Source organism: Streptomyces lydicus (assembly GCF_004125265.1).
GTDB lineage: Bacteria > Actinomycetota > Actinomycetes > Streptomycetales > Streptomycetaceae > Streptomyces > Streptomyces lydicus_C.
Map to the genome: position 1 here is coordinate 1,516,782 of NZ_RDTE01000003.1, position 20,956 is coordinate 1,537,737.

Below are 20,956 nucleotides of genomic sequence, written 5' to 3' on the forward strand. Positions count from 1 at the left end.
AGGCGCGTTCTCAGGTGTGGGCGGCAACCGGGCCGGGGAGAACCTAACAGCCCCTGGTATGCATCGAGTTGACCGTGAAGGCAGGGGGCCAGGATGAGGGAAGGGTGACGACATGCCGAGGCGCGGTTTTGCACCAACGAAGCTGGTCGTCTGCCCCGAGTGCGCTGCCCCGACGAAGGCGAGCCTGCGCAACGGTCACCTCTACGAGCACCCGGCGCCGGGGCGCCCCGGCATCTGCCCGAAGTCCGGGGAAGTGGTCCTGACCGGCAAAGAGCTGACGAACAGCTACGAGTGCGCCTGCGGCTCCTGGGCCCGGATCACCCACAAGGACACTCTCGCCCAGCACCACATGCCGGAAGGGGAGCGCTGCCCGCTGTCCGGAGAGCCGATAAGGGCGGCCGCTCCCCGTCCCGTCGTGGACGGACTGCTGCGCATGGCGCCACCCGCGCCGACCCAAGGGTGGCGGGCGGAGCCGGTCACCAGCAGCGGCGGCTCCAGCGTGTACGCAACCTCGGCCGGCCTGCCCGGCCACGGCCGACGGCGCCGCTAACCGCCCCCCGGCGGCGACTCCCGGACGACGTAGCCGCGGCCGGCTCGCGCCCCGGGCCGGTGTCACGCACCTGACGCTATGTCAGCCCGAACCTGTGGGGCCTGTAAGCCTCACAGGCCGTTTTCCCAGGTAGACGCGTTGAGCTGTGAGGGTGTGAGGCTGTGAGACGGAGCTCGCGCCGTGCTTCCGTACGCCCTGGTCCCGCCCGCCGGCCCGGAGGACGATGAAGTCATGGTCACCCACGACGAGGGCCAGGACGACGTCGCCGAACCGGCACGGCAGCCGCTCAGCGTGGCCCGCGCCCGGGAGGTGACGGCCTGGCTGCGCGAGGCGATGGACGACGTCCGGCGCTCCGTGGCGGTGCTCGCCGCCCCGGTCCGTGACGCCCACGCCGCCCGCTTCGGGCTCCCGCTTGGGCACCCGAGCGGGGAGTCGTACTGCGATGCGGAGTTCGGCATCAGCCGTGCCCAGGCCTACCGGCTGCTCGACTAGGGCCTCTCCCAGCGCGCCCTGATCGACGTCTCCAGCCGGACCGGCGACGTGGCGGAGCCTGATCACCCGCCACCTCGCCACGCTCGCCCACAGCGGCCTCCAGGCCCTCGATGACCCCACCCTGCGCGCCGTGGTCCGCCAGGCCGTCCGCGACGTCCGCACCGCCCCGCCCCCACCGCCCCCCGATCCGCCGGCGGGCCCGATCGTCGCCGCGATGCGCGCCGTCGTCGACGACCTCGTCGCCAACACGTACGCGATGGGGGGAGCTGATGCTCGAAGTCGCCCCCCGCGTCTGAGGTGGGTGACTGATGAGGTCAGTTCGTGGAGTGCTCGGTGTCCGGCGGCTTGGAAGCAGCGGACAAGACTGCGGCGTCGTGGACGGCGAGTTCCTCTGGGGTGCCGACGAAGGCAGGCCCGCAGCCGGGAGGTAGGCGTTCGACCACCATCATGATGGCCCGTGCCGGCGTCGCCGCCGGGCCCACGGACTCGCTGCGCAAGGGGCCGGAGACCCAGTATTCGCCGTCTGGTGCGGGCTGAATGTAAGGAATGTCCCACGTCCAACGCTGCTCTGTGCAACGACTGAAATGCAGTTCTCCCATTCCTGTCCACGGAAACAACTGGCGCAAGCGTGGTTCGGCGTAGGCAGCTTCGAGCAGTTCCGGGCGGACCCGCCCGTCAGCGCGGACCTTCTGCCAACCTACTTCGACGCGGGCATGAATCGGGGGTGTGGCGTCCATCGACACATCATCGCCGTCATTGCTCGAATCGCCAGGTCACCAGCCGTCCGGGGTCCCACTACCGCGTCTCGTCACATGCGGTGAGCCGTCCCTCTTATGCCAGTAGGAGCGCTTTTGTCCTCTGGCGCGGGATCTTGGCCGTTTGCCGGGAGATTTTGACGACCAGCAGTCCTCTGCCACTTGATCTTGACCGATGGTCCTCCAACGTGAAGGGGAGAGGCAGTGGGCCAGATGTCGTTTCGGTCGGACATCCCGTTGAGGCCCTTCCTGGTCTGAGACGATCAGCAGGACCGTACGACCGAACGCAGGGGTGAAGAACATGATCAATCTGGCGCTGCTCGGCGTCTTAGTGCTCGCCGTCGGCGGGTGTGCATGTGTGGTGTGGGCGGAGCGCGGCGGACCCCGCTGGGTCCGCCGCGTGGCGACCGTGACGCTCGCCGCGAGCGAGCTGGTACGTCGCTCCCAGAAGCGCCGGCGCCGGAGCGGGAACCGGACCACCAGCGGTGGTGACTAGAAACGGTCACAGTCGCCCGGCAATCGGTCAAGATCACTTGATGGACGACGTCCGGCGCTCCGTGGCGGTGCTCGCCGCCCGGGTCCGCGACGCGCACGCCGCCCGCGTCTGGCCGTGGACCGCCGCGCCCTGCACAGCACCGACCTGTAGGCGCTGCTGTCCGGCTGCTGCTGTGAGGCACGCGCACCCAGAGCTGCCGTACGACGACCTCGCTCGCGGCCCTACGACCCAAAGCGCACACGGCTCGCGCTGCTTCCCGGCTTGTCCGGCACCACCACCTCCGCCCGATGCTCCTCCTGCGGGAAATAGTCGTGCACCTTGACCACTTCCGGGTGCTCCTCGAACACGGCATTCTCCAGTGCCCTGCGTGCCGCATCCAACGCCTCGATTGCCACCTCCACCTGCTTCGCCGGAAACGCTCTCGGTCCTGTCTGCGGGTACGCGTTCAGCAACGCGACCTGCTCGTGCAACAACTGGGTCCGCACGCCGGAGAGGACCTGGCCCAGGCGCAGGTGCTCGGGATGGGGGAGACCGCGCTTCGTCATCGTGCTGTTCCTCGGTTCGGGGCGGGCGCGGCTTACCGCTCGCCTCAACGGAATGGGTGTCAGCGGACGTGCTTGAGGCGGAGCGGTGCTGCAGCTTCAGGACTTTCCGGACTGTGACGACGAGCGGTGTTTGGGGACGGTGCAGTGGGGCCGGTTGCAGACGGCCCCGTTCACCTTGACCGAGCGGCAGTAGGCAGCATGTTCCTCGCACCGATCGTCGCCTGGGCGGAGATCACTGCGACACATCGCGAACCCCCCTCCCAAGTACATCGTCCCAGCTCCACTGCGTGGTCCGGCGTGCGCAGACCGCAAGGCCTACCCGCGGCCTCGACCGGCTCCAAGCACCACTTCGTCGGCATGTCCCCGGGGGACAGGACTGCGTCCAGGGGTTCCATACAGAGCGGGTGCGAGAACCGGTCGAGCTTGTCGGCCAGTTGGGAGGCGCCCTGGGACCGCGCCAACTCGGCCAAGGCCAGCAGAAGTGACGGACGCGCCTCGACATACCACTCGTCGTAGTGGTCGCCGTTGACGAGGCCCGCGGTGAGGCGCAGCCCCGCAGCAGCCTCAAGGGTCGCCGCCACAGCCGCGGCGTTGTTGGACATCGCTCTTTCGGCCCTGTCAGGAGTCGTACGGCCGATGGAACTCACGGCCCGGTCGCATCGGCAACGAGCCAGACAGCCCGGCGGACACGAGTGCGGCGCAGGAAGCAGGCCGACTCTCTCACTGCTGACATACACGACCGGATTGTTCTGGAGGTTCAGAACAATCCGGTTCACCTGGTGTTCAGTGGACGTGCTTGAGGGGGTGGCTTGGTGATGGGCGTGACGTTGCCCTTGGCCTTCGCTTCGGCCGGACGAGGGCCTGGTGCTGCTCCTACTGATCCTTTCGTAAGTTCGGTGGGTGTGGGGGGCCAGCACCGGCTGCTCGACGCCAGCGGCATCTGACCACCCGAACCACCCAGGTCCAGAGGGGCAGAAAGATCGGGTATTGAATCGGGTATTTCTACTCTCGTGCGTATGAGTGCCGGAGCGCTACGTTCTGCCTGCTGACCTGTGGTCGATGTCCGGAGATCCTGGAAAGACCCTCTGCGGTCCCTTGCGCTCACCGGCGCAGCAGCCGTGACAGCACCTCCGCAGTGCCACGCATCCGAGCACCCGAGAAGCGGGGTTCCATCCCGCCCCGGGACCGAATGGTGCGTTATCAGTGCCGCTAGGACGGAAGCCTCTCAGCTTCGATTTCCGTGGCTCGTTGGTTCCGTGCTCACAGAAGAGACCTCAGGTGCGTCACCACCGTGACGAGTGACGGATGAACTCCGATGGACGGCCGTCACAAGAATGCGGTACACCCATGAGACGGGAAGATACGACTTTGATCACCAATTCGCACAGATGCAGTGCGCCACGCCTGATGGCCCTGCCCTTCGCGCTCACACTCGCCGCGGCGCTGCCCCTGCTCACGCCCGGCACAGCGAGCGCGGACGGTCCGGCTTCCGTGACCGGGCTGACTCTTCGCTCGCAGATGTCTCCGCCCGGCGGCGGTGTCATGTCCGCCCTGACGTGGAGCGATGACTCGGCCAAGCCTGTCATCGACCAGACTCCGTCCTCTGAGAACTGGGCCCTTGACCCCAGTGCTGACGGAAGTTTCCGTATCCGTAACGAGAAGGACGGGAAGTGCATCGGCTTCACCGAAGGGGACAAGCATCGCCTTGCCTCGTCCAATTGCGACCCGGGTTCCGGAGAGCAGCGCTGGTTCCTGGAACCCACCGGCCCGCTCACGTACGCGATCCGGAATGCCTCCAGCTATGACTGCCTGGACGTCACGGGAGAAAACAACAGTGACGGATCGGAGGTCGGAACCTACTCCTGTCACAACGGCGCAACGAACCAGAACTGGGTTCCCGGCTACATCAACGATTCCATGCGGAACCTCCTCACCCTGTACTCCCTGAAGCGGTGCGCGAACGGCGAAGGCGACCTCGAGTGCACGTACAAGGAGGACAATGCCGCCGTCGCGACCGTCGGACCGGAAAAGTGCGTGTCCGCCCTGTACAACAACACCAATGGAGCCGACGACGAGAAGCCGACCGTTGCCTTTTCCGACACCACGGGGTGGACAAACTCCGTGGGCGGCTCTGTGACGGTGAGTGCCGAGGTCGGCATCGAGGAATTCATCGTGTCGAAGGTCACCACCTCGGTCTCGGTCAATTACTCACACCAGTGGATACAGCAGAACACCGTGACCAAGACCTACCCCTTCACCGTGCGGAAGGGGGAGTGGGGCTGGCTGACGCGTGCCCAGCTGATGAAGCAGGTCACCGGCACCTGGACCTTCTCGAAGGGCGACACGACGTGGAGCGGGACCGGGACCTCCACCGTGCCGGCCGAGGAGGGCACGGACGGGGCACAGAGCGTCGTCACGCCGCACTCGTCGCCCAATCCCCCCACTGACTGCCCGAGCAGCTGACACCTCGGGCTCCGCCCGTCGATGATGCTCAAGTGGCTGCCCCCGATCAGGCTCGCAGCCGGACCGGGGGCAGCCACGTCGTGCGCGAGGGCACGACATGGCGGCGAAGCGCATGGTCGGCTCCTGGCGAGGTGGTTCCGTGGGGCGGCGCGGGCGGATTCCTGCGGGTTGGCCGGGACCCGCCCGCGCGGCGGGCTCGGATCAGACCGGCGGGGCGACGAAGACGCCGCGGTCGGGGTCGTTGAACGACTCCTTGGCGACGATCTCGTTCATCGCGTTGGCGGTGCCCCACTGGTCGGTGACCTCGGGCTGGGAGAAGTCGTAGACGTGCGGGTGCCAGGTGTCCTCGTCCAGGCACTCCAGCTCCGTCATGTATTCGACGGTGTTGCCGTGCGGGTCGAGGAAGTACGTGAAGGTGTTGTCGTCGGGCGGCTTCGCGGGCGGCCCCGTCGACCGCGACCGCGGCCTTCACAGCGCTCGGATGCTGTGCCACGTAGACCGCGCCGAGCGGCTTGACACGCAGACGTTGGGCCTCCGCCTCCAGGGCTTGGCGGCGGTCTCCCTCCGGCCCCTTACGGCGTCGGCCAGATCGGCGTAGAACGGCACGCGGGGTGCTGCCGGGAGGATTTCGGTGCAGGCGGTCAGCTCGCCGACTCGGCCGGTGGAGGTGTCCAGGATGTGGGAGAACTCTTGGCGAACCCGTTCTGCAAGGTCCGGCACGGGCAGGGAGTGCAGGTACAAGTTCGCGGCGTCGTGGCCAGAGGGGGCGGCGCCCCAGCCCTCCCAGTCCATGAGGGTCAACTGTGGTCAGGCTCGGACGCATACCGCCCAGCGAATCGAACGCCCGAACCGGTGCGCCCGTTCGCTCCGCTTTGCGGAGGCACCAGTGAAGAACCCCGAGTCAATAACGCAGTAGAGGAGAAACCCTCCACCGGCGAGCGCCAGTAAGACGCAGAGCACGGAAATCATGATGAATTTTTTCATAGCAAGTTCACCTCATCTTCCCAATAAACGGTCTGATGCTTTTCCCTGAGCGGAAGATCGAACGCATCCGCAATACTGGTGAGTGGGTTGCCGACATATTTCTCAATATACTTCTTGGCGGGCCCCGGCAGGTGAGTAAAGGAGGTAATAGTGGTGTCGTTATCGATCTGGATACCTATCTTGGCTTTCCCTGTCTTGGAGTCTCACGAGATGACCTTGAATTTATAGCTGTACGAACCAAGGAAGGTGGCGGTTGAGGTGCCGAACTTCCCGCCGGAGGCCCAGTTCTTTGCTGTTCCCGTCCCGCCGAGCGAGAGTACATCCGTGGCGTCCGATACAGTCGAGGCCAGCCCTCAATCTTCATGACGCTATAACCGCCAAGGAGATGGTCCGGATCGTCGTGACGATCTCTGCGCGGACGTAGTCCATCGAATGATCATTGCGGAGTTGCTCGGTGAACTCGTCTCCGGCGGTGAAGAAGTCCACCTTGTTTCCGGTGCCGAACAGCCATTGGAATCCGAGGTCGATGGCATCCGGCTTGGAGCCTTGACCATCCTTCCAGACGGCGACGAGCGCTTCCCGCAGGAACTGGAGCTGCTGCCGCTCCACTTCCGAAAGGGCCTGTTCTGCCTTGCGGCGCCGTTCCTCCTCCTGGCGGCGAGCCTCTTCTTCTTCGCGCTTCTTAGTGACGTAGGTGGCGAGGGTTTGCTTGTAAGCCGTAGTGGCGGCCGCTGCGTCCTTGCCGGCGGATTCTGCCGAGACGCGTGCTGCGTTCGCAGCAGTGTAGGCGGAGTTGCGGAGGCGTTCGCTTGCATGGCGGAGACGGAGGCGCGTGATGCCTCGTATTCGGCCTTGTCGGCATCGCGTTCGGCTGCGTTGGCTGCCGCGTCGGCGGTGCGTGCGGACTTTGCGGCGGCGGCTGCCGATTCTTCGGCTTCCGTTGCGTGCTTGCTGGCTTGCTTGGCGTATTCGTTCGCCTGGCCGGCCGCCTGCGTTGCCTCTTTGCTGTACTTTTCAGCGTCAGCTGCGGCGTTGTTGGCCTTGGCCGCGACGCCCCTTGCTTCCGCTGCGTTCTTTTGCGCGGTGGCGGCCGTTCCGGCGGCTTCAGCGATGAGTTGCTGAACTATGGCGACGTGGATGGCGGTGAGATGGACCCTGACCGAACACCGAAGAGCCGCACCTCGAGGTGCATAAGGGTCCGCCAGCTTGCTGGCGGACCCTTATGCAAGATCAAGCCCTAGTAAGACTTCTTGAAGACGAACATACTTGAGGACTCCACGGAAATGGGGCGGTAGATGCCACCCCGGGCTCCCTTGTCCACGATCCGAAATTCGATGGTTGAGCGCTTTCCGGGTCCGGTGTTGAGTACGACAGTGATCTCCTGGTCTACGAAGGTGCGGCGCTTCTCCAAGCTCCACTTTCCTTCGCCGGTGATGGGGTTCTGTGGCCTCTCGTCGTCCGAGAAGTGGCCAGGAATCTTAACTCCTTCAGCGGTGCCGTCTTTGCGTAGAGTCACCTGGGCTCCATTCGGGGCGTGCCAGGAGCCGATTAGTTCAGTGCGTTCGGTCGAGCCTCCGGTGATGGCTCCGGAGTCGATGGCGCGGTAAAGGAGGAATCCCCCACCGGCGAGTGCCAGTGCGACGCAGAGTACGGACAGCAGAATGGCTTTCTTCATCGCAAGTTCACCTCTTCCTCCCAATATGCGAACTGCGTCTTCGTCCTGAGTGGAAGATCGAACGCATCCACAATACCGGTGAGTGGGTTACCGACATATTTCTCAATATACTTCTTGGCGGGCCCCGGCAGGTGAGTAAAGGAGGTGATAGTGGTGTCGTTATCGATCTGGATACCTATCTCGACTTTCCCTGTCTTGGAGTCTCGCGAGATGACCTTGAGTTTATAGCCGTATGAACCAAGGAAGGTGGCGGTTGAGGTGCCGAACTTCCCGCCGGAGGCCCAGTTCTTTGCTGTTCCTGTCCCGCCGAGCGAGAGTACATCCGTGGCGTCCGATACAGTCGAGGCCAGCCCTCAATCTTCATGACGCTATAACCGCCAAGGAGATGGTCCGGATCGTCGTTCCGGATCTTCGTGACGATCTCTGATCGGACGTAGTCCATCGAATGATCATTGCGGAGTTGCTCGGTGAACTCGTCTCCGGCGGTGAAGAAGTCCACCTTGTTTCCGGTGCCGAACAGCCATTGGAATCCGAGGTCGATGGCATCCGGCTTGGGGCCTTGACCGTCCTTCCAGACGGCGACGAGCGCTTCCCGCAGGAACTGGAGCTGCTGCCGCTCCACTTCCGAAGGGCCTGTTCTGCCTTGTGGCGCCGTTCCTCCTCCTGGCGGCGAGCCTCTTCTTCTTCGCGCTTCTTAGTGACGTAGGTGGCGAGGGTTTGCTTGTAAGCCGTAGCGGCGGCCGCTGCGTCCTTGCCGGCGGATTCTGCCGAGACGCGTGCTGCGTTCGCAGCAGTGTAGGCGGAGTTGGCGGAGGCGAGAGATCCACGACAAAGTCGCCTCATATTGCCGACGAATCTCCGACTCAGGTCACTAGGGGCGCCCCGGCGCCGTCTGGGGAAAACACTTGGTGAAGTACACGGCGTGCTGGCTGCGCAGCTGCACCCGGGCCCAGGAGCCGTCGGTGAAGCCGAATTCGAAGGTGTCGGCGTCGATGTCGGTACGGTGCCGGACCCAGGCCACCTCGCCGGCCGCCACGCTCCAGCCCGGCTCGACCGCGCCGAGCTCGCCGCGGCGGCGGCCCCGCTGGACGTAGCTGACGTGCAGATGGCGGTCGGTGAGCTGGAGCACCGGCAGCGCGTCCGTGGTCGGAACCCGCGGCCACAGGGCGGTGGCCAGCCCGCCGCCCAGGCTTCCCCAGCCGCCCTTGAGGGCCTTGCCCTTCGGGCGCCGCCCCCCGAAGAGCTCGGGGCCCGTCACGAGGATCGCGTCGAGCCGCCAGAAGATCCACCAGAAGGCCCGCTTGGTGCCTTCCCAGCGGTCGCCTGGGAGACGGTGGCCGACCAGGACGCGGGGGCGGTTCCACCGCCACGGGGTGGGCAACTTGCGCCCGGGGAAGGCGACTTCGTGCTGTACGAGCCGCTCCCCGGTCGGCAGCGCCTGCGTCGCGCGCTCCCTTGCCTCCTTGTACGGGACCTTCCCCCAGGCGACCCACAGACTCATCCGAAGACCTCGCGAACGGGCTTGGACCGCGCCGCGCCGTCGGCCAGGCGGTCGGTGAAGCGCTCGGAATCGGGTCGGCCGGCGTACTGCTTCTGCTGCTCGGTCGGCGGCTTCTCCTTCGGGGCCTCCGCGCCGACGGGGGTCTGATGCTCGACGTCCCAGCGCTTGTCGCCGATGCGGACCTCTTTGAGGCCGGTGGCGTCATGGAGCTCGCGCTCGGCCTTGTTGCCCGCTTCAGCGACCGTCTCGCGGATGTTGGCGGTCTTCTCGGAAACATATTCGCCGACGTCGACGCCGGTGTGGTGCTCGATGACGCTGTTCGCCAGCGGCGCCGCACCGATGGCGGCACCGGCCGCCTTGGCGCCCACCACCTTGTTGCCGATCCGCTTGAGGTTCTTGTTGAGCTTCTTGCGGGCGTTCTTGTTGCGCCACAGAGCTTTGGCCTTGATGCGCGCCCGCCGCAGCTTCTGCAGCGCCCGCATCCGGTCGGCGAGATCCTTGAGCTTGTCCGCCAGCTTCGCGGTGATCCGTACGGCCTTCATCGCACGGTGCGCCGCACCCGCGGCGCCGATGAGCGGGCCGATCGCGGCGCCGACACCGGCGGTCAGGATCGCCACGATCGCCGCCGTCGCGGCCGCCACCAGCAGCGCCTCGACGACCTCGGTGATCAGGACGACCATTGTTTCCTCGGCCTCGGCGCACGACTCAGCGGCCATTTCGAGGAGTTCGGCGACCGTGATCATGTCCTCGGCCTCGCCCTGGAGGGCCTTTTCGAACTCGGACATGGTGCCGCCGAAAGCTTCGGACGCCTCGCCGGTCCACGTACGCTGCAACGCCCGTCGCTCGGCCTGCAGATCGTCGACGACGCCCTGCATGCCACGGGCCGCGGCCCGCCACTCGCGGGCGGTTTCGAGCAGCTTCTCGTTGTCGCCGCTGACCTTTTCCAGGTACTCGTCGAGGCCCAGTTCCTTGATGGCCCCCCGGATGACGGAGTCGAGCGCACCCGCCAGCGGGTTGCTCCAGTCCACGTCGAATCCGATCCGTTCCAGCGCCTGGCTCATGTCTGACCCCCGCCGAGAGCGTGGACCTGGTCGTCCTCGTTGTTGTCGTACGTATCGGCCGTGAGCCGCACGCCGTCGGCGATACCGCTCAGCGATTCCTTGACGTCATGGAGGTCATCCACCGCCTCCTCGGACTGTTTGTCGTAGTCCGCCTTGAGGCTGTCGGACTCCGACAGCTGGCCGAACACGGCGCTGGAAAGCTTCAGTCCGTTGATTCGGGCCCGGATCTTCTCCACCTGGTCCGCGGCGTGATCCGCCGCGTTCGCATAGCGCCGTAGAGCCGAGCTCTCTACGTCGTAGCCCGTGCCGCCCATATGCCTGTCCTCCCCGTGGCTTGCACCCGGCGCAACCCAAGTCTTTGCGAAAACCGGGTGCACGCTTTGCCTGCACTGTACCCAGGCAACTCCCTCTGGCTCGTGCGGGGGCACAGCAGGCGCAACTTCCCATGTCAGAGCAATGTAAAGGTAAGTGAATCCCCATCAACCTCTATGGCCGCCTCGCCAGTGACCAGAGTCAGAGATTCGGTGGGAGTAGGCAGCGACACGCCGAGGGTCTCGTCGGCTGTTTTCTGCGGTGGTGGTTGCAGGTGCGGCGGAAGTCGCTCAGGGCTGCGGCCCGGGTATGTGTTGCCCCAGCGCGCCACGCCCACGGAATGTCGGGGCGCGCTGATCTCCTATGCCTGGTGCGGGGTGGCATGGAGGGAGCCGAGGAGGCCCAGGGCGCTGTGCTCGGTGAGGGTACGGATCAGTGCGCACAGCCGCGGGTGGTTCGGGCCAAAGCCCGCCGCGTGGCGCAGGTTGGCGACGGTGGCCTGGACTGCCCGGTCCTGGTCCCGGTCCAGAGAAGTGCGCGCCTGCGGGATCGAGAAACGTGATGCGGCGCCAAGATGTCCGCCGGGTCGAATGGTGAGTAGAGGGCGTCGGCCGGGCTGTTGGCGGCGAGGACGTCCAGGGGCCGGTTGAGGGGCTGTTCGCCCGCGAAGGAGCGCGTCTCGTGGTCGCCAGCCGCCGCTAACGCCGCAAGGGACCTGGCGGCACGGCTGAAGAGCGGCGCCGAGGCCGTGGGCCTGAGCCTGGACGTGACGTCGGCACTGCGCCGGGGCGAGGACATCGCCCAGCGATGCGGCGCGCCGGCCGCCCCACGGACGAGCGGGCGCGCAGGCCGAGTACGTACAGGCCGGAACTGGCCGACTCGACGATCTGTGACGTGAGGGACGTAGGCACCCCACCCCGACAGACCGCATCTTCGCCCCGCAGAGAGACCCGCCGCGACGCGCAGCACGCCCGTCGGCACCTACCGGCCGGGGTACTCATCTCTCACATGGCTATCACCAACACCGTAGTCACTCCTGGACCACAGCGGCCTGACCTGCACTTACACGCATTACCTAGACCACCCTGGACCGCACAAGACGCGATCTACAACCTGTGCCAGGTGGTCCCGAGCGCGGCGCCCAGTACGAGTACGGGGGCATCGTCGGGACCGTCAATCCGATGCTGCAGGGTCTTCTCACTCGCCCGGCCACGCTACCGGCTTTCCGGCGCGGTACTGACGCCCGGGTCAGGAAGGGCCGCCTGAGCATGGCCGCCGCCCGCCCCCGAAGCGAGGTACGCGCAGGTCAGAGCCCCCACCGCGGAGACGACGCAGACGACCGTGAGACCGTGAGACCCTGCTCGTCTCGGCTCGGCTCGGCTCGCCAAGATCCGCTGGCCCGGATGCGGTGCCGGCGCCTTGCTCGTGATCTCGTGATCAGGACCGGGGTCTTCCGGCCCGGGAAACAGCGCTGCAGGGTGCGCGCCGGCATCTCGCTCACGCCCCGCAGACCTTTCAGCTGTTGCCGCGGTCTTCAACGCGGCATTGCCTCGGCTCTGGAGAGGATCGTGGCGGCAGGGCGGCGCAGGCCCGGGGCGCGTGACGTCGAACAGGCCGACCAGGTCTTGCGGCCAGGAGGGGGCGCCACCGCCACGGTGAACACACGGAGTCGATCCGTCCGCGGGTGCGTGCTCGTGCTGCGTCAGCAGGTGGCGACGGGCATCTCGAACTACCCCTGCCCGCCTGGACCTGTCAGCTGGGTCGCGTGGCTACTTCCCCTGCTCACACCGGTGTTAGCCAGTTGTTAGTCGAGCGGCAGTTACTCGTTAGCGGCCCGGACCAGAGTGGGTGACGTACCGAGGAGACAACGAACCGACCGCCCCGGGGACCACCAGACATGAGTTCCAGCACCGCTGCCCACGCGGCCCGTAGCCGCACGCGGGGCCGGACGCCGACGCCGGGCTCGATGCCAACGGCATGTACGTCGTGCTCACGATGGGCGGCGAGGCCCACTCCTGGATGGGCAGCAAGCACCGGGGACCGGGCATGTTCGAGCTCGCGGGCGGCTGGAAGGCCAAGGTCACGAAGGTCGGCGCGCTGCGGTACCACGCGCAGATCATCGGCTTCGAGGACGTGGCCGCCACGCTGGAGACGAAGGGGCACGACGTGGGGGTCGACGCCAACGGCGGGCACATCGTGCTCAGCTCCGGCGGTGTGATCAGCGCCCACACGTAATGACCCGCCCGGCCGCGGCGGTGCAGTCCTCCCGGGGGCGGCCCCACCGCCACAGCGACGGAGGCGGTCCGTGCACTCGTGCACACCATGCGTCAGGCGCGGCCTGACCATGACGAACGTCAACCTGCGCCACTGACCCAGTGCGTGCATCGAACCGGGTGGACGACGCACAGAGCAGGCGGCTTCGGCCGCGGCGCCTCTCCAGAAGAGCTGTGCGGAGAACGATCTGAAGAAACAATGGAGGAATTCATGAAGTCCTGGCGCACTCGTATCGCTCTCGGTCTCGCCGTGGGTGCCGCAGCCGTCACCATGCCGCTGACCGCCACGTCCGCTTTCGCCGACACCCAGCCCAATGACGGCTGGGTGCAGGTCGGTGGCGAGTCGTACGACTCCTTCCAGGCGTGCGTCGACCAGGCGCAGCGTGACCTGCCGCTCAACCCCAAGTACCACGAGGCCACCTGCCAAAGCTCCCCCCAGCCCGGACTCCCCAACTTCTACATTGTGTGGATGCGCTGAGCTTGTTCTTGACGGTCTGACCTCGCACGATTCCCCGAATACGATCGCTCGTACGAGGATTCCGGGGACGTGAACACGGCCTTCGTCCGGTCCTTTGCTCCGACCAAGGAAGCACATGGCCGGCACGAAGGCCGTGGGGGAACGAGTCTGCTGCAACCCGGCGTCCGGCGGGAAGCGTTCCCGCGGTGGCGTCACCCGTCCGGAACGGCCTCTTCGACTGCCAGACATGCAGGGGTTGCCCGCCTGCCGGGACCAGCCCTGGTTCCCCGACGGCAGATCTTCGGGATCACCCGCATACGCGACTGCGATCCCGCGTGCCTGTCCCACGGCCGGCGGCACAGGCACTTAAATATCGGAGCGTGACTACAGAGCCGCAGCGCTTCACGATCTTGTTGGTCCCCGAACACGTTGAGGACAGAGGCGGTGCCTCCGTGGAGGACTCAGCCGTCCGATCGGCGGTCGTCGAGGCGACGGGCGAGTCGGGCGCCTCGGGCTACCCCCGCTACGTCGGACACGGGATCGTGGCCGACATCGACCCCCGTACGCGCACGGTCGAGGCGGTGCTCGTCGATGGTGCCGAGCTGGACTACGGGCTGACCGCTATCGTCGCTGCCACGTCCTGATCGCGCGTCGTCAACGGACGACTACGGACGACTCACGGTTACCCAGATGGGTTCTCCACCCATGGCTACGTCACAAGGCTCGCCGCCGTCTCGACGGTCGGTCCGGATTGCAGGGTGGTCATGGCTCGGTAACCGTCGGCACATCCACGTCCTCTACGACGCCCCGTTCTCGGGCATTTTGGTGCGGCAGGACAGGCGAAAGGCACCGGTCGGAAGCCGCGAGTCACCTCTCACGCCGGCCTCACCGACAGGGTTAATGGCTCTGGGCTGCAAGGCCCTGACCTGCGCGCCACACCTGGGTGACAGGCGACGGTCGGGGTGCGATTCACCCCGTGCCACGCCCCTAGGATGAACGGCGTACGGTCAACGCGACTTGACGGTGCCGGACGGACAGGACTACGGGGAGACAATGACCAGCCCGACCCAGGCTCCAGAACAGGCCAGGGCTTATGAGCCGCACCCCTACATCGGGGGGCGCAATGCCGCGCTGCGCGCGCTCACCGCGTGGCGGACGGAGAGGCCGGGCGCGCCTCGGGTCGTCATCCTGACCGGAAGTCCGGGCACCGGGTGTTCGCGGCTACTTACCGGGTTCCTGATGCTCTGCGACCCGGAGTATCGCAAAGGGCTCGACCTGGACCCGCTTGATCCGGCGACCGTGCCTGTGGACTTGCCCGCACCCGCGGTGCCGAGCGTCGCCGGGCTGACAGCAGCACAGATCCTGTGGCTGCTCGCCGATCACTACGGGTTGTCCGCGACCCGCACCGCCGACATCTTCCCCGAACTCGGGCAACTCCCGCTGTCCGGGCGGCCGGTGACGATCGTGGTGCCGGATGTGGATCGGGCCGGTCCGGTGCGGGGGACGAGTGAGCCCGCACACGTGGTGCGGGACGTGCTGAAGCCCCTTGCCGCCGTCGAGTCCATACGCCTTCTCGCCGACGTGCCCCGGGAGTTCGCCGTCGAGCTCGCCGAGGCTTTGCCGCCCGGCACAGCCCAGATCATCGACCTCGACGCACCCGAGTGGGCCGACCCCGAAGGGCTTGTGCTGCAGGCCGAGGCTCTGCTCAATCCCCGGTTCGGTGCCCCGGAACTGCCCTTCACGACCCAGCCTGACGCTCGACGCACGCTCGCCGAGGGGATCGCCCGGCACGCGGGAGCCGGCGCGGGCAGCCGTCTGACCGTGCACCTCGCCGCGCAGTCGATCCTGATGCACCCGGAGGGGTTCGACCCGGCGGATGCGAGCCAACTGCCCAGCAGCGTCGGCGAAGTGCTCGATCTGCACGCCCAGCGACTTGGCACCCATCCCCGCACCCTGCGGCAGATCCTCGCGCCCCTTGCCCTCGCCGAGGGCGACGGCCTGCCCGTGCATCTGCTGGCCCCGCTCGCCTCCGCAGTCGCCGAGCGGGACATGAGCGAGGACATGACGCGGGGCATGCTGCTCATCGCCCCCTTCATCCGCCCCACCGAGAGGGCCGGCGACGGCATCCCCGAGGATGAGCGGACGCTCCTGGGATTGCAGCAGCCGGGCATCGGCGAGGCCGTTCGGGCAGGCATTCCGGACGTTCCGGGCGCTCAGGCGCGTATCGCCATGGAGTTGCTGGAGTCCGTGCCCCAGCAGGACTGGGCGAAGGCAGGGGGGTACGTTCGCGATCACCTCGCGGGACACACCCTGGAAGCCGGCTTGCTCCCCCGGCTCCTCACCGACCCCGGCCTGTTCGCCCACGCCGAGCCGGTGCGGTTGCGCGCCGCGGTGGAGGCCGTACCCCCGGAACAGCTGGACGCGCCGGCGCGCACATATCTGCGTACGGCCCCGCTGCTCACCCGTGCCCAGGCACCCGGCGTCCTTCGAGCGGCGCTCCTGGAGACCGCATTCGTCGAAGACGGGCTGCCGGAGTACGCCGCAGTGTTGCGCCGCACGGTACCCGAGCTTCCCTGGCACACCCTGTGGAGCGTTCCGGTCGCCGGGGTTGGCGCCGTGACCATCGGCGAACTGCCCCCGTCCGCGGCCGCGTCGGACAGCGCCGGGGAGGCTCCTGCCAAGCAGGGGCCTCGGGAGTCGGCCCCGCTAGCGGTCGCCGTGAGCGCGGTGCCTCAAGGCACCCCGGGTTCGAGGCCGTTGAAGGCCGACGATGCCCAGGCCCCCGCCGTGCTGGTGCAGGACCTCGCCACCGGCTCCGTGATCGATACCGACCCGGCCCGGATCCAGCGCCCCTCGGATGACGAGCGCGCCACGGGACCGCTCGCGTTCAGCCGCGGCGCCGACTATGTACGCGTCTGGCGTCGCGGCGAGCAGAAGGGCGCCGAGAAGATCGTCACGACCCTGGTCTCCGCCACGCCCTTCACGGGAACCGACCTCTCCCCCGACGGCATCCTCCTGGTTGCCACGGAGAGCGGTATGAAGGCGCTGCAGATCCGCCCGGCGGAGCCCGGCGCCACGGCCGCTCGGAGCTCCGCACCCGCCCCCCAGGCAGCCGAGCCCGAGCCCGCACAGGCCCCCGAGCCCGAGCCGGAAGCGGCACCGGCTCCACAAATCCCCGGGCCCGATGCCCACCCGACCGCCTGATACCCACCCCTCGCAGCTCGTTAGGCTCGAAGCCCCGCAGCCTCTCTAAGGCGCCCGCACCAGACCGCCTGTACTCAGGCCCACTCGGACGAGGGCCGCGGAAGCGCGCCCGGCACCGCCCCGGCCGCACCGGCCCCGTCCGTCCCAAGACTCGAAGGGAGTTCCCGTGATCAGCCAGGAGCAGGCGCTCGCGACCGCCCAGGGGTGGCTCAACCCCAAGGGGCAGGAGCGCCGTGAGGTGCGGATGCAGGAGTTCGATCTGGGCTGGGTGGTGTGGGCCGCGGCCCCGCCGGTCGAGCGTGACCCGGTCACGGGCAAGCGCCGGCCGCCGGCCACGATCGGCCACTCCTGCGGTGTGGTCGACCGCGGCACCGGCGAGCTGAGCACCTGGCCGTCCGTGCCGGTCGAGGAGGTCGTGCGGATGTACCAGGAGAAGCACGGCGGCGGCCAGGAGGCCCCGCCGCCCGCGCAGCCGCCGGTCACCGGCCCCGGCAACACCACGGTCATCACCTACGTCGACTCGCGCACCGGCGAGGAGACGAGCCTCGTCAAGAACTCCGCCCCCGGCGAGCCCCACTCCGAGTACCAGGCCCTGGTGGAGATGGATGTCCTCGGCGTCCCCGCGCAGAGCGTGGTCGCGATCCACACCGACCTCAGCTCCAGCCTGCTCCCCGGCGGGTACCCGGGCCTGCTGATCGGCCGTGTCTACCGCAACGCCCGGATCTCCTGCGCGCATGAGTACGGCCCACGGAGCGAGGAGCGCGCCGAGGCGATCGCCGGGCTGATCCAGCACGTCGAGACGATGCACCAGGTCGCGGGACAGCAGCCGCCGCCCCGGCCTCACCGCGCGCCGGTGCCGACCGACGTCGAGCCGGCCGAGCCGCTCCGCGATGTCGCCCTGGGCCACGAGCTGACGGAGGCCTACGGCGCTGACGAAGTACGCCGCTACGACGCCGACGACGTGGCGGGCACCCCGCTCCCCGAGACCACCAAGGCCACGCTGATATGGGCCGGGCTTCCGGCCGACATCCCGTTCTTCTTCACGGCCGACAGCCCGGAGGGGGAGCTTCCGGCCGGCCTGTTCGGCAATGCCGCCGCGCACCTGCGCGAGGTCGGCTCCCGGGCGAGTGCCGACTCCCTCGCGTTCCTGGAGGGGCACGTCAGGATCGGCACCGACGGGGTCGCTTTGATCACCGTCCAGTGCACGGGGTCGGATCTGGAGGGTGAGCCGGTCGGCCAGCTCTGGGCCGTCACTCCGGAAAGCGGCGCGGGCCGCCGCGTCAACGGCTCGGTGTCCGCCTTCGCCCGCTCCCTCGCGCTCCTGCACACCACGCGCGAGGGGATGATCGCGCTCGACCCGGTCATGGCGGGCAGGGCCGTCGCCGACTTCCAGGAGCAGCTCGTCGCCATCGACGCATCGGCCCTGGACGACCCGAGGAACTGGTGGTCGGTGATCGTCGAGCAGATGTGGCACGGGTTGTTCTGATCGACCCCGATCGCCTTGGAGGCGCGGCGCGTTGCCGACAACGCGCCGCGCCTCCTCGCTTACGCAGGAATTCTGTATGTGCGACCCGTACACGTCTCCGGAGGATAAGAAGTGAGTAGGGCCGACACGATTGGTCTCTGGCACGGGATTCAGCGAAAGTCCGAGAACGCCAGGTTCGTCGTGATGGACATCTACAGGGAGTCCGACGCTTCGGTCAGGGTTCGGCTCGCGACCTTCGCCACCGAGGAGCAGGATCACACTCTCCGCGTGGGTGAGACCTTCCCCGTGGGCGACGAGACATGGCAGCTCACCGACTTGACGGGTTGGCCGAGCGAGGACGACTGGACCGTGGTGCTGCGCCGCGTCTCGGCTGCCCCGGCCTGATCGTGCACATCGGTGGGGTCGTCGACGAGCTGCTCAAGGACGAGGCGGTGGCACGGGAGTTCGCGGCCGTGGACGTGGTCGCGCTGGTCCTGGCCGGCCTTCCGGCCGCTGATCGGCGTCACTCGTTGTGGAGTACGTATGACCAGGCCGGCTGTTCGCCGCCCTGCTCCTCGACCGCGGCCAGCTCCCCGAGGACCCAGTACGGGAGCTGCCCCCGTTCGGCGCCCGGGGGCAGAATGCTCCGAGTGCGCAGCCCGGTGACCCACAGCGCCAGCATGGTGAGGAAGTTGTCGAGGCTGTGCGCGGCGGGAAGAGCGGCGAGATACTCCTTGTCGGGTCCGGTCGGGACGCGCAGGATGTGTCCGGTGGGGCCGTCGATGACGAGCTTGGCGCCCATCCATCTGCCGATCTGAAAAAAGGGACCGGTTTCGGCAGCGGGCTCGGCCCCCTCGGGCCAGGAGGGCAGTTCGTCGAGAATGCCGGACTCCCAGTCTCCGCAGGGGAAGATTCCCATGCCTCCTTCGTTCCACATGTACGGCAGCCCGAACTCCAGGAGGAGTTCGCGCGTCGCCCCGTGGGTGAGGCCATCCGGGAGATCCTCGGCCTCGATGGGAAAGATGTCGTCCTCGCCGAACAGATCGATGAGGTCCTCGCGACTCGGAGCAGGCGCATCGAGCGGACTGCTCAGGCCCGCGTCCGCGTAATTCCCACTCAGGGGCTGCTGCCGGGCGCCGAACTCAGAGATATCCACGGCCTGCGCGGGCTGAAGGGCGATCAGTCCCAGATCGCCGCCGAAAACGACGACTTCGCCCACGGCCAGCGGCTCGCAGGGCAGCACAAAAGCGCGGTCACTTCGGCGGGGGGACGACGAGGCGAACAGCTCTTGGACGAGCTCAGGTGATGCGGAGCCGTCCGTGGGTGACGCGGGCCAGGTGAGATCCGCACGGTGCTCCTGCGGGATCTCGTCGTCTTCCCAAGGGCCTGCGACACGGTCTCCCGTCTCCGCGTCCCGGACCGAGACGTACGGCTGCTGCGCTCCGTCCACCGTCCGCTGCTGCAAACCGGCGATGGCGGCTCGTCCCCGCCATCGCACTTCCGCCGGCGTGGCGAACTTTCCGGCCCGGAGAAAGCGTGCGTGAAATCCACCCGGCGGGCACCAATGTGCCCATGTGACTCGCCAGGGCAGTGCGACGCCTGAGGAGGTCACACCCGACGCGAATGCGTGGTCACCGCGAGAAAAGGCCATCAAGTGCAGCCACGAGGCCCACTCCGTCTGGCGCTGTGGCGTGACTCCCCACCCCCACAGATGAAGCGCGTCGGCAGCGGCCGTGTTTCCGGGGATGAGAAACGTGATACTTCGTGCTGCGTCCATGAGCGCCGATTGCGGCAGATTGGCGATGACACCTCCGTCGCGAAGAACTTCCTCGTACGTGCCCGCCTGTACGGCGTGCATAGCGAGCCCGGTGGCGGCGTACAGGCCGACTGCACCGCGCCTGGCCCACCCTTCGGGGTGGCGGAAATCCGGGGTCGAGCGAATGAGCCAAGCGGCCACATGTCCATTGACACGGGCAAGTTCGGCGGAATCGATCTCGCGACGCACAGCTTCGGCCACGGCCTCGTCGACGAAGGAAGCCCCGAGCGGCCCGAGTCGGAGAATGTCGGATTGTTCCGCTGCGATGTCCGCGAGTTCCTCCTGGGACACCGCTGCCCCCCTCAGCCCGGCGACAAGTTGGGCCCAGACGGAAAGGGGTACGAGGCGAGGCTCGGCCAGTGCCAACGCCCGCACGGCAGCGGACTCGGCTACCGCCGGCAGAGTCTCGACGGCCGCCGCGGACAGCTGAAACACAGCTCTGGGATCAACGCGGGCCGGCAGCAGCTCGGGAACCACATGGACCACTACGGCCAACTTGCCACGCGCCAACCACGGAAGGGTCTGGGTCACCAGCCGCTCGGGCTCGTACGACCGCCGAGTCGGCCCGGCGCGGTGCGCGTTGACGACAAGGAGCAACCGTTCCTCGGGCCACGAGCCGAGTACGAAGCGCCAGTCGTCCCGTTCCTCCGGGGACAGATCGACTCCGAGCGCCGTGAGGGCCCGCTGCATGACCTGTTCAGCGGTGAGACCGGTGGCATCGACGACAACACTGCCGGGCGCGTGCTCGTGTATCCCCCGCATGACGGCCGAGGCGTCATGACCGTCCGCAGCGACAAGAAAGGCCACTTGGCCGCCCAGCCCACCCTCACGCCACCATGCGCCGACGCGACCGGCGACCTCTTCCTCGGGGATTCCGGGGGTGTCGGTGGTTGGCTCGGGCATGCTC

At 67.5% G+C, this 20,956-nt stretch carries 19 protein-coding genes and 3 pseudogenes; 12 read left to right on the plus strand and 10 right to left on the minus strand.

Annotated features, from left to right (window positions below; translation table 11 throughout):
- The first annotated feature begins 112 nt into the window (after positions 1-112).
- Together D9V36_RS09160 and D9V36_RS40840 are read left to right on the plus strand one after the other, a co-directional pair.
- Positions 113-550: a hypothetical protein gene (locus D9V36_RS09160; protein WP_241720766.1), complete on the plus strand. Its 438-nt coding sequence runs from the start codon at positions 113-115 to the stop codon at positions 548-550.
- A gap of 180 nt (positions 551-730) precedes the next feature.
- Entirely contained in the window at positions 731-1,042 is a 312-nt protein-coding gene (locus tag D9V36_RS40840) for a hypothetical protein (RefSeq protein ID WP_164992847.1), read from the plus strand.
- Between the two features lie 314 nt (positions 1,043-1,356).
- On the opposite strand, the gene D9V36_RS09170 is transcribed toward D9V36_RS40840, so the two are convergent.
- Complete coding sequence (locus D9V36_RS09170) at positions 1,357-1,779, minus strand: DUF6193 family natural product biosynthesis protein (protein WP_241720767.1); 423 nt, start codon at positions 1,777-1,779, stop codon at positions 1,357-1,359.
- A 319-nt stretch (positions 1,780-2,098) separates the two neighbouring features.
- Here D9V36_RS09170 and D9V36_RS09175 point away from each other — a divergent pair, with 319 nt between their 5' ends.
- Entirely contained in the window at positions 2,099-2,293 is a 195-nt protein-coding gene (locus D9V36_RS09175) for a hypothetical protein (protein WP_129293320.1), read from the plus strand.
- 221 nt (positions 2,294-2,514) lie between these two features.
- Here the strand turns inward: D9V36_RS09175 and D9V36_RS40845 are convergent, their stop codons facing one another.
- Together D9V36_RS40845 and D9V36_RS09185 are read right to left on the minus strand one after the other, a co-directional pair.
- Entirely contained in the window at positions 2,515-2,838 is a 324-nt protein-coding gene (locus tag D9V36_RS40845; protein WP_164992920.1) for a hypothetical protein, read from the minus strand.
- 170 nt (positions 2,839-3,008) lie between these two features.
- Positions 3,009-3,440 (minus strand): hypothetical protein, encoded by a 432-nt coding sequence (locus D9V36_RS09185; RefSeq protein WP_129293322.1) that lies wholly within the window; start codon positions 3,438-3,440, stop codon positions 3,009-3,011.
- Between the two features lie 703 nt (positions 3,441-4,143).
- Here D9V36_RS09185 and D9V36_RS09190 point away from each other — a divergent pair.
- Positions 4,144-5,301 carry an RICIN domain-containing protein gene (locus D9V36_RS09190; RefSeq protein WP_129293323.1) on the plus strand — a complete coding sequence of 386 codons (1,158 nt, stop codon included), beginning with the start codon at positions 4,144-4,146 and terminating at the stop codon, positions 5,299-5,301.
- A 201-nt stretch (positions 5,302-5,502) separates the two neighbouring features.
- Here the strand turns inward: D9V36_RS09190 and D9V36_RS09195 are convergent.
- Positions 5,503-5,727, minus strand: a pseudogene (locus D9V36_RS09195) (VOC family protein); the annotation flags it as partial.
- 990 nt (positions 5,728-6,717) lie between these two features.
- Here D9V36_RS09195 and D9V36_RS09205 point away from each other — a divergent pair.
- A complete protein-coding gene (locus tag D9V36_RS09205) occupies positions 6,718-7,407 on the plus strand; it encodes a hypothetical protein (protein ID WP_129293324.1) in 690 nt (229 codons plus the stop codon).
- A gap of 115 nt (positions 7,408-7,522) precedes the next feature.
- Here D9V36_RS09205 and D9V36_RS09210 read toward each other — a convergent pair whose 3' ends face one another.
- The gene (locus tag D9V36_RS09210) at positions 7,523-7,960 is read right to left on the minus strand and encodes a hypothetical protein (protein ID WP_129293325.1); all 438 of its coding nucleotides are present in this window, start codon (positions 7,958-7,960) and stop codon (positions 7,523-7,525) included.
- Positions 7,961-8,405: 445 nt separating this feature from the next.
- Here D9V36_RS09210 and D9V36_RS09215 point away from each other — a divergent pair, with 445 nt between their 5' ends.
- Positions 8,406-8,666 carry a hypothetical protein gene (locus D9V36_RS09215; protein WP_129293326.1) on the plus strand — a complete coding sequence of 87 codons (261 nt, stop codon included), beginning with the start codon at positions 8,406-8,408 and terminating at the stop codon, positions 8,664-8,666.
- Between the two features lie 165 nt (positions 8,667-8,831).
- Here the strand turns inward: D9V36_RS09215 and D9V36_RS09220 are convergent, their stop codons facing one another.
- The 4 genes and pseudogenes from D9V36_RS09220 to D9V36_RS43025 all read right to left on the minus strand — a co-directional run.
- A complete protein-coding gene (locus tag D9V36_RS09220; protein ID WP_129293327.1) occupies positions 8,832-9,461 on the minus strand; it encodes a hypothetical protein in 630 nt (209 codons plus the stop codon).
- Positions 9,458-10,522 (minus strand): WXG100 family type VII secretion target, encoded by a 1,065-nt coding sequence (locus D9V36_RS09225; protein WP_129293328.1) that lies wholly within the window; start codon positions 10,520-10,522, stop codon positions 9,458-9,460. Before D9V36_RS09225 ends, D9V36_RS09220 begins: the two co-directional genes overlap by 4 nt.
- Complete coding sequence (locus D9V36_RS09230) at positions 10,519-10,836, minus strand: hypothetical protein (RefSeq protein ID WP_129293329.1); 318 nt, start codon at positions 10,834-10,836, stop codon at positions 10,519-10,521. Before D9V36_RS09230 ends, D9V36_RS09225 begins: the two co-directional genes overlap by 4 nt.
- A gap of 1,113 nt (positions 10,837-11,949) precedes the next feature.
- A pseudogene (locus D9V36_RS43025) lies at positions 11,950-12,024 on the minus strand (3-oxoadipate enol-lactone hydrolase); the annotation flags it as partial.
- Positions 12,025-12,787: 763 nt separating this feature from the next.
- On the opposite strand from D9V36_RS43025, the pseudogene D9V36_RS09240 reads away from it, so the two are divergent.
- The 6 genes and pseudogenes from D9V36_RS09240 to D9V36_RS09265 form a co-directional block, all read left to right on the plus strand.
- A pseudogene (locus D9V36_RS09240) lies at positions 12,788-13,069 on the plus strand (hypothetical protein); the annotation flags it as partial.
- Positions 13,070-13,318: 249 nt separating this feature from the next.
- Positions 13,319-13,585, plus strand: coding sequence for a hypothetical protein (locus D9V36_RS09245; protein WP_129293330.1), 267 nt, complete (start codon positions 13,319-13,321; stop codon positions 13,583-13,585).
- Between the two features lie 359 nt (positions 13,586-13,944).
- Positions 13,945-14,208, plus strand: a complete 264-nt coding sequence (locus D9V36_RS09250; RefSeq protein ID WP_129293331.1) for a hypothetical protein — start codon at positions 13,945-13,947, stop codon at positions 14,206-14,208.
- Positions 14,209-14,617: 409 nt separating this feature from the next.
- Positions 14,618-16,768 carry an ATP-binding protein gene (locus tag D9V36_RS09255; RefSeq protein WP_206739628.1) on the plus strand — a complete coding sequence of 717 codons (2,151 nt, stop codon included), beginning with the start codon at positions 14,618-14,620 and terminating at the stop codon, positions 16,766-16,768.
- Between the two features lie 166 nt (positions 16,769-16,934).
- Complete coding sequence (locus D9V36_RS09260; protein ID WP_129293332.1) at positions 16,935-18,254, plus strand: SUKH-4 family immunity protein; 1,320 nt, start codon at positions 16,935-16,937, stop codon at positions 18,252-18,254.
- Between the two features lie 111 nt (positions 18,255-18,365).
- Complete coding sequence (locus D9V36_RS09265; protein WP_277753414.1) at positions 18,366-18,638, plus strand: DUF6406 domain-containing protein; 273 nt, start codon at positions 18,366-18,368, stop codon at positions 18,636-18,638.
- Between the two features lie 118 nt (positions 18,639-18,756).
- Here D9V36_RS09265 and D9V36_RS09270 read toward each other — a convergent pair whose 3' ends face one another.
- Complete coding sequence (locus tag D9V36_RS09270; protein WP_129293334.1) at positions 18,757-20,952, minus strand: SUKH-4 family immunity protein; 2,196 nt, start codon at positions 20,950-20,952, stop codon at positions 18,757-18,759.
- Between the last annotated feature and the right edge of the window lie 4 nt (positions 20,953-20,956).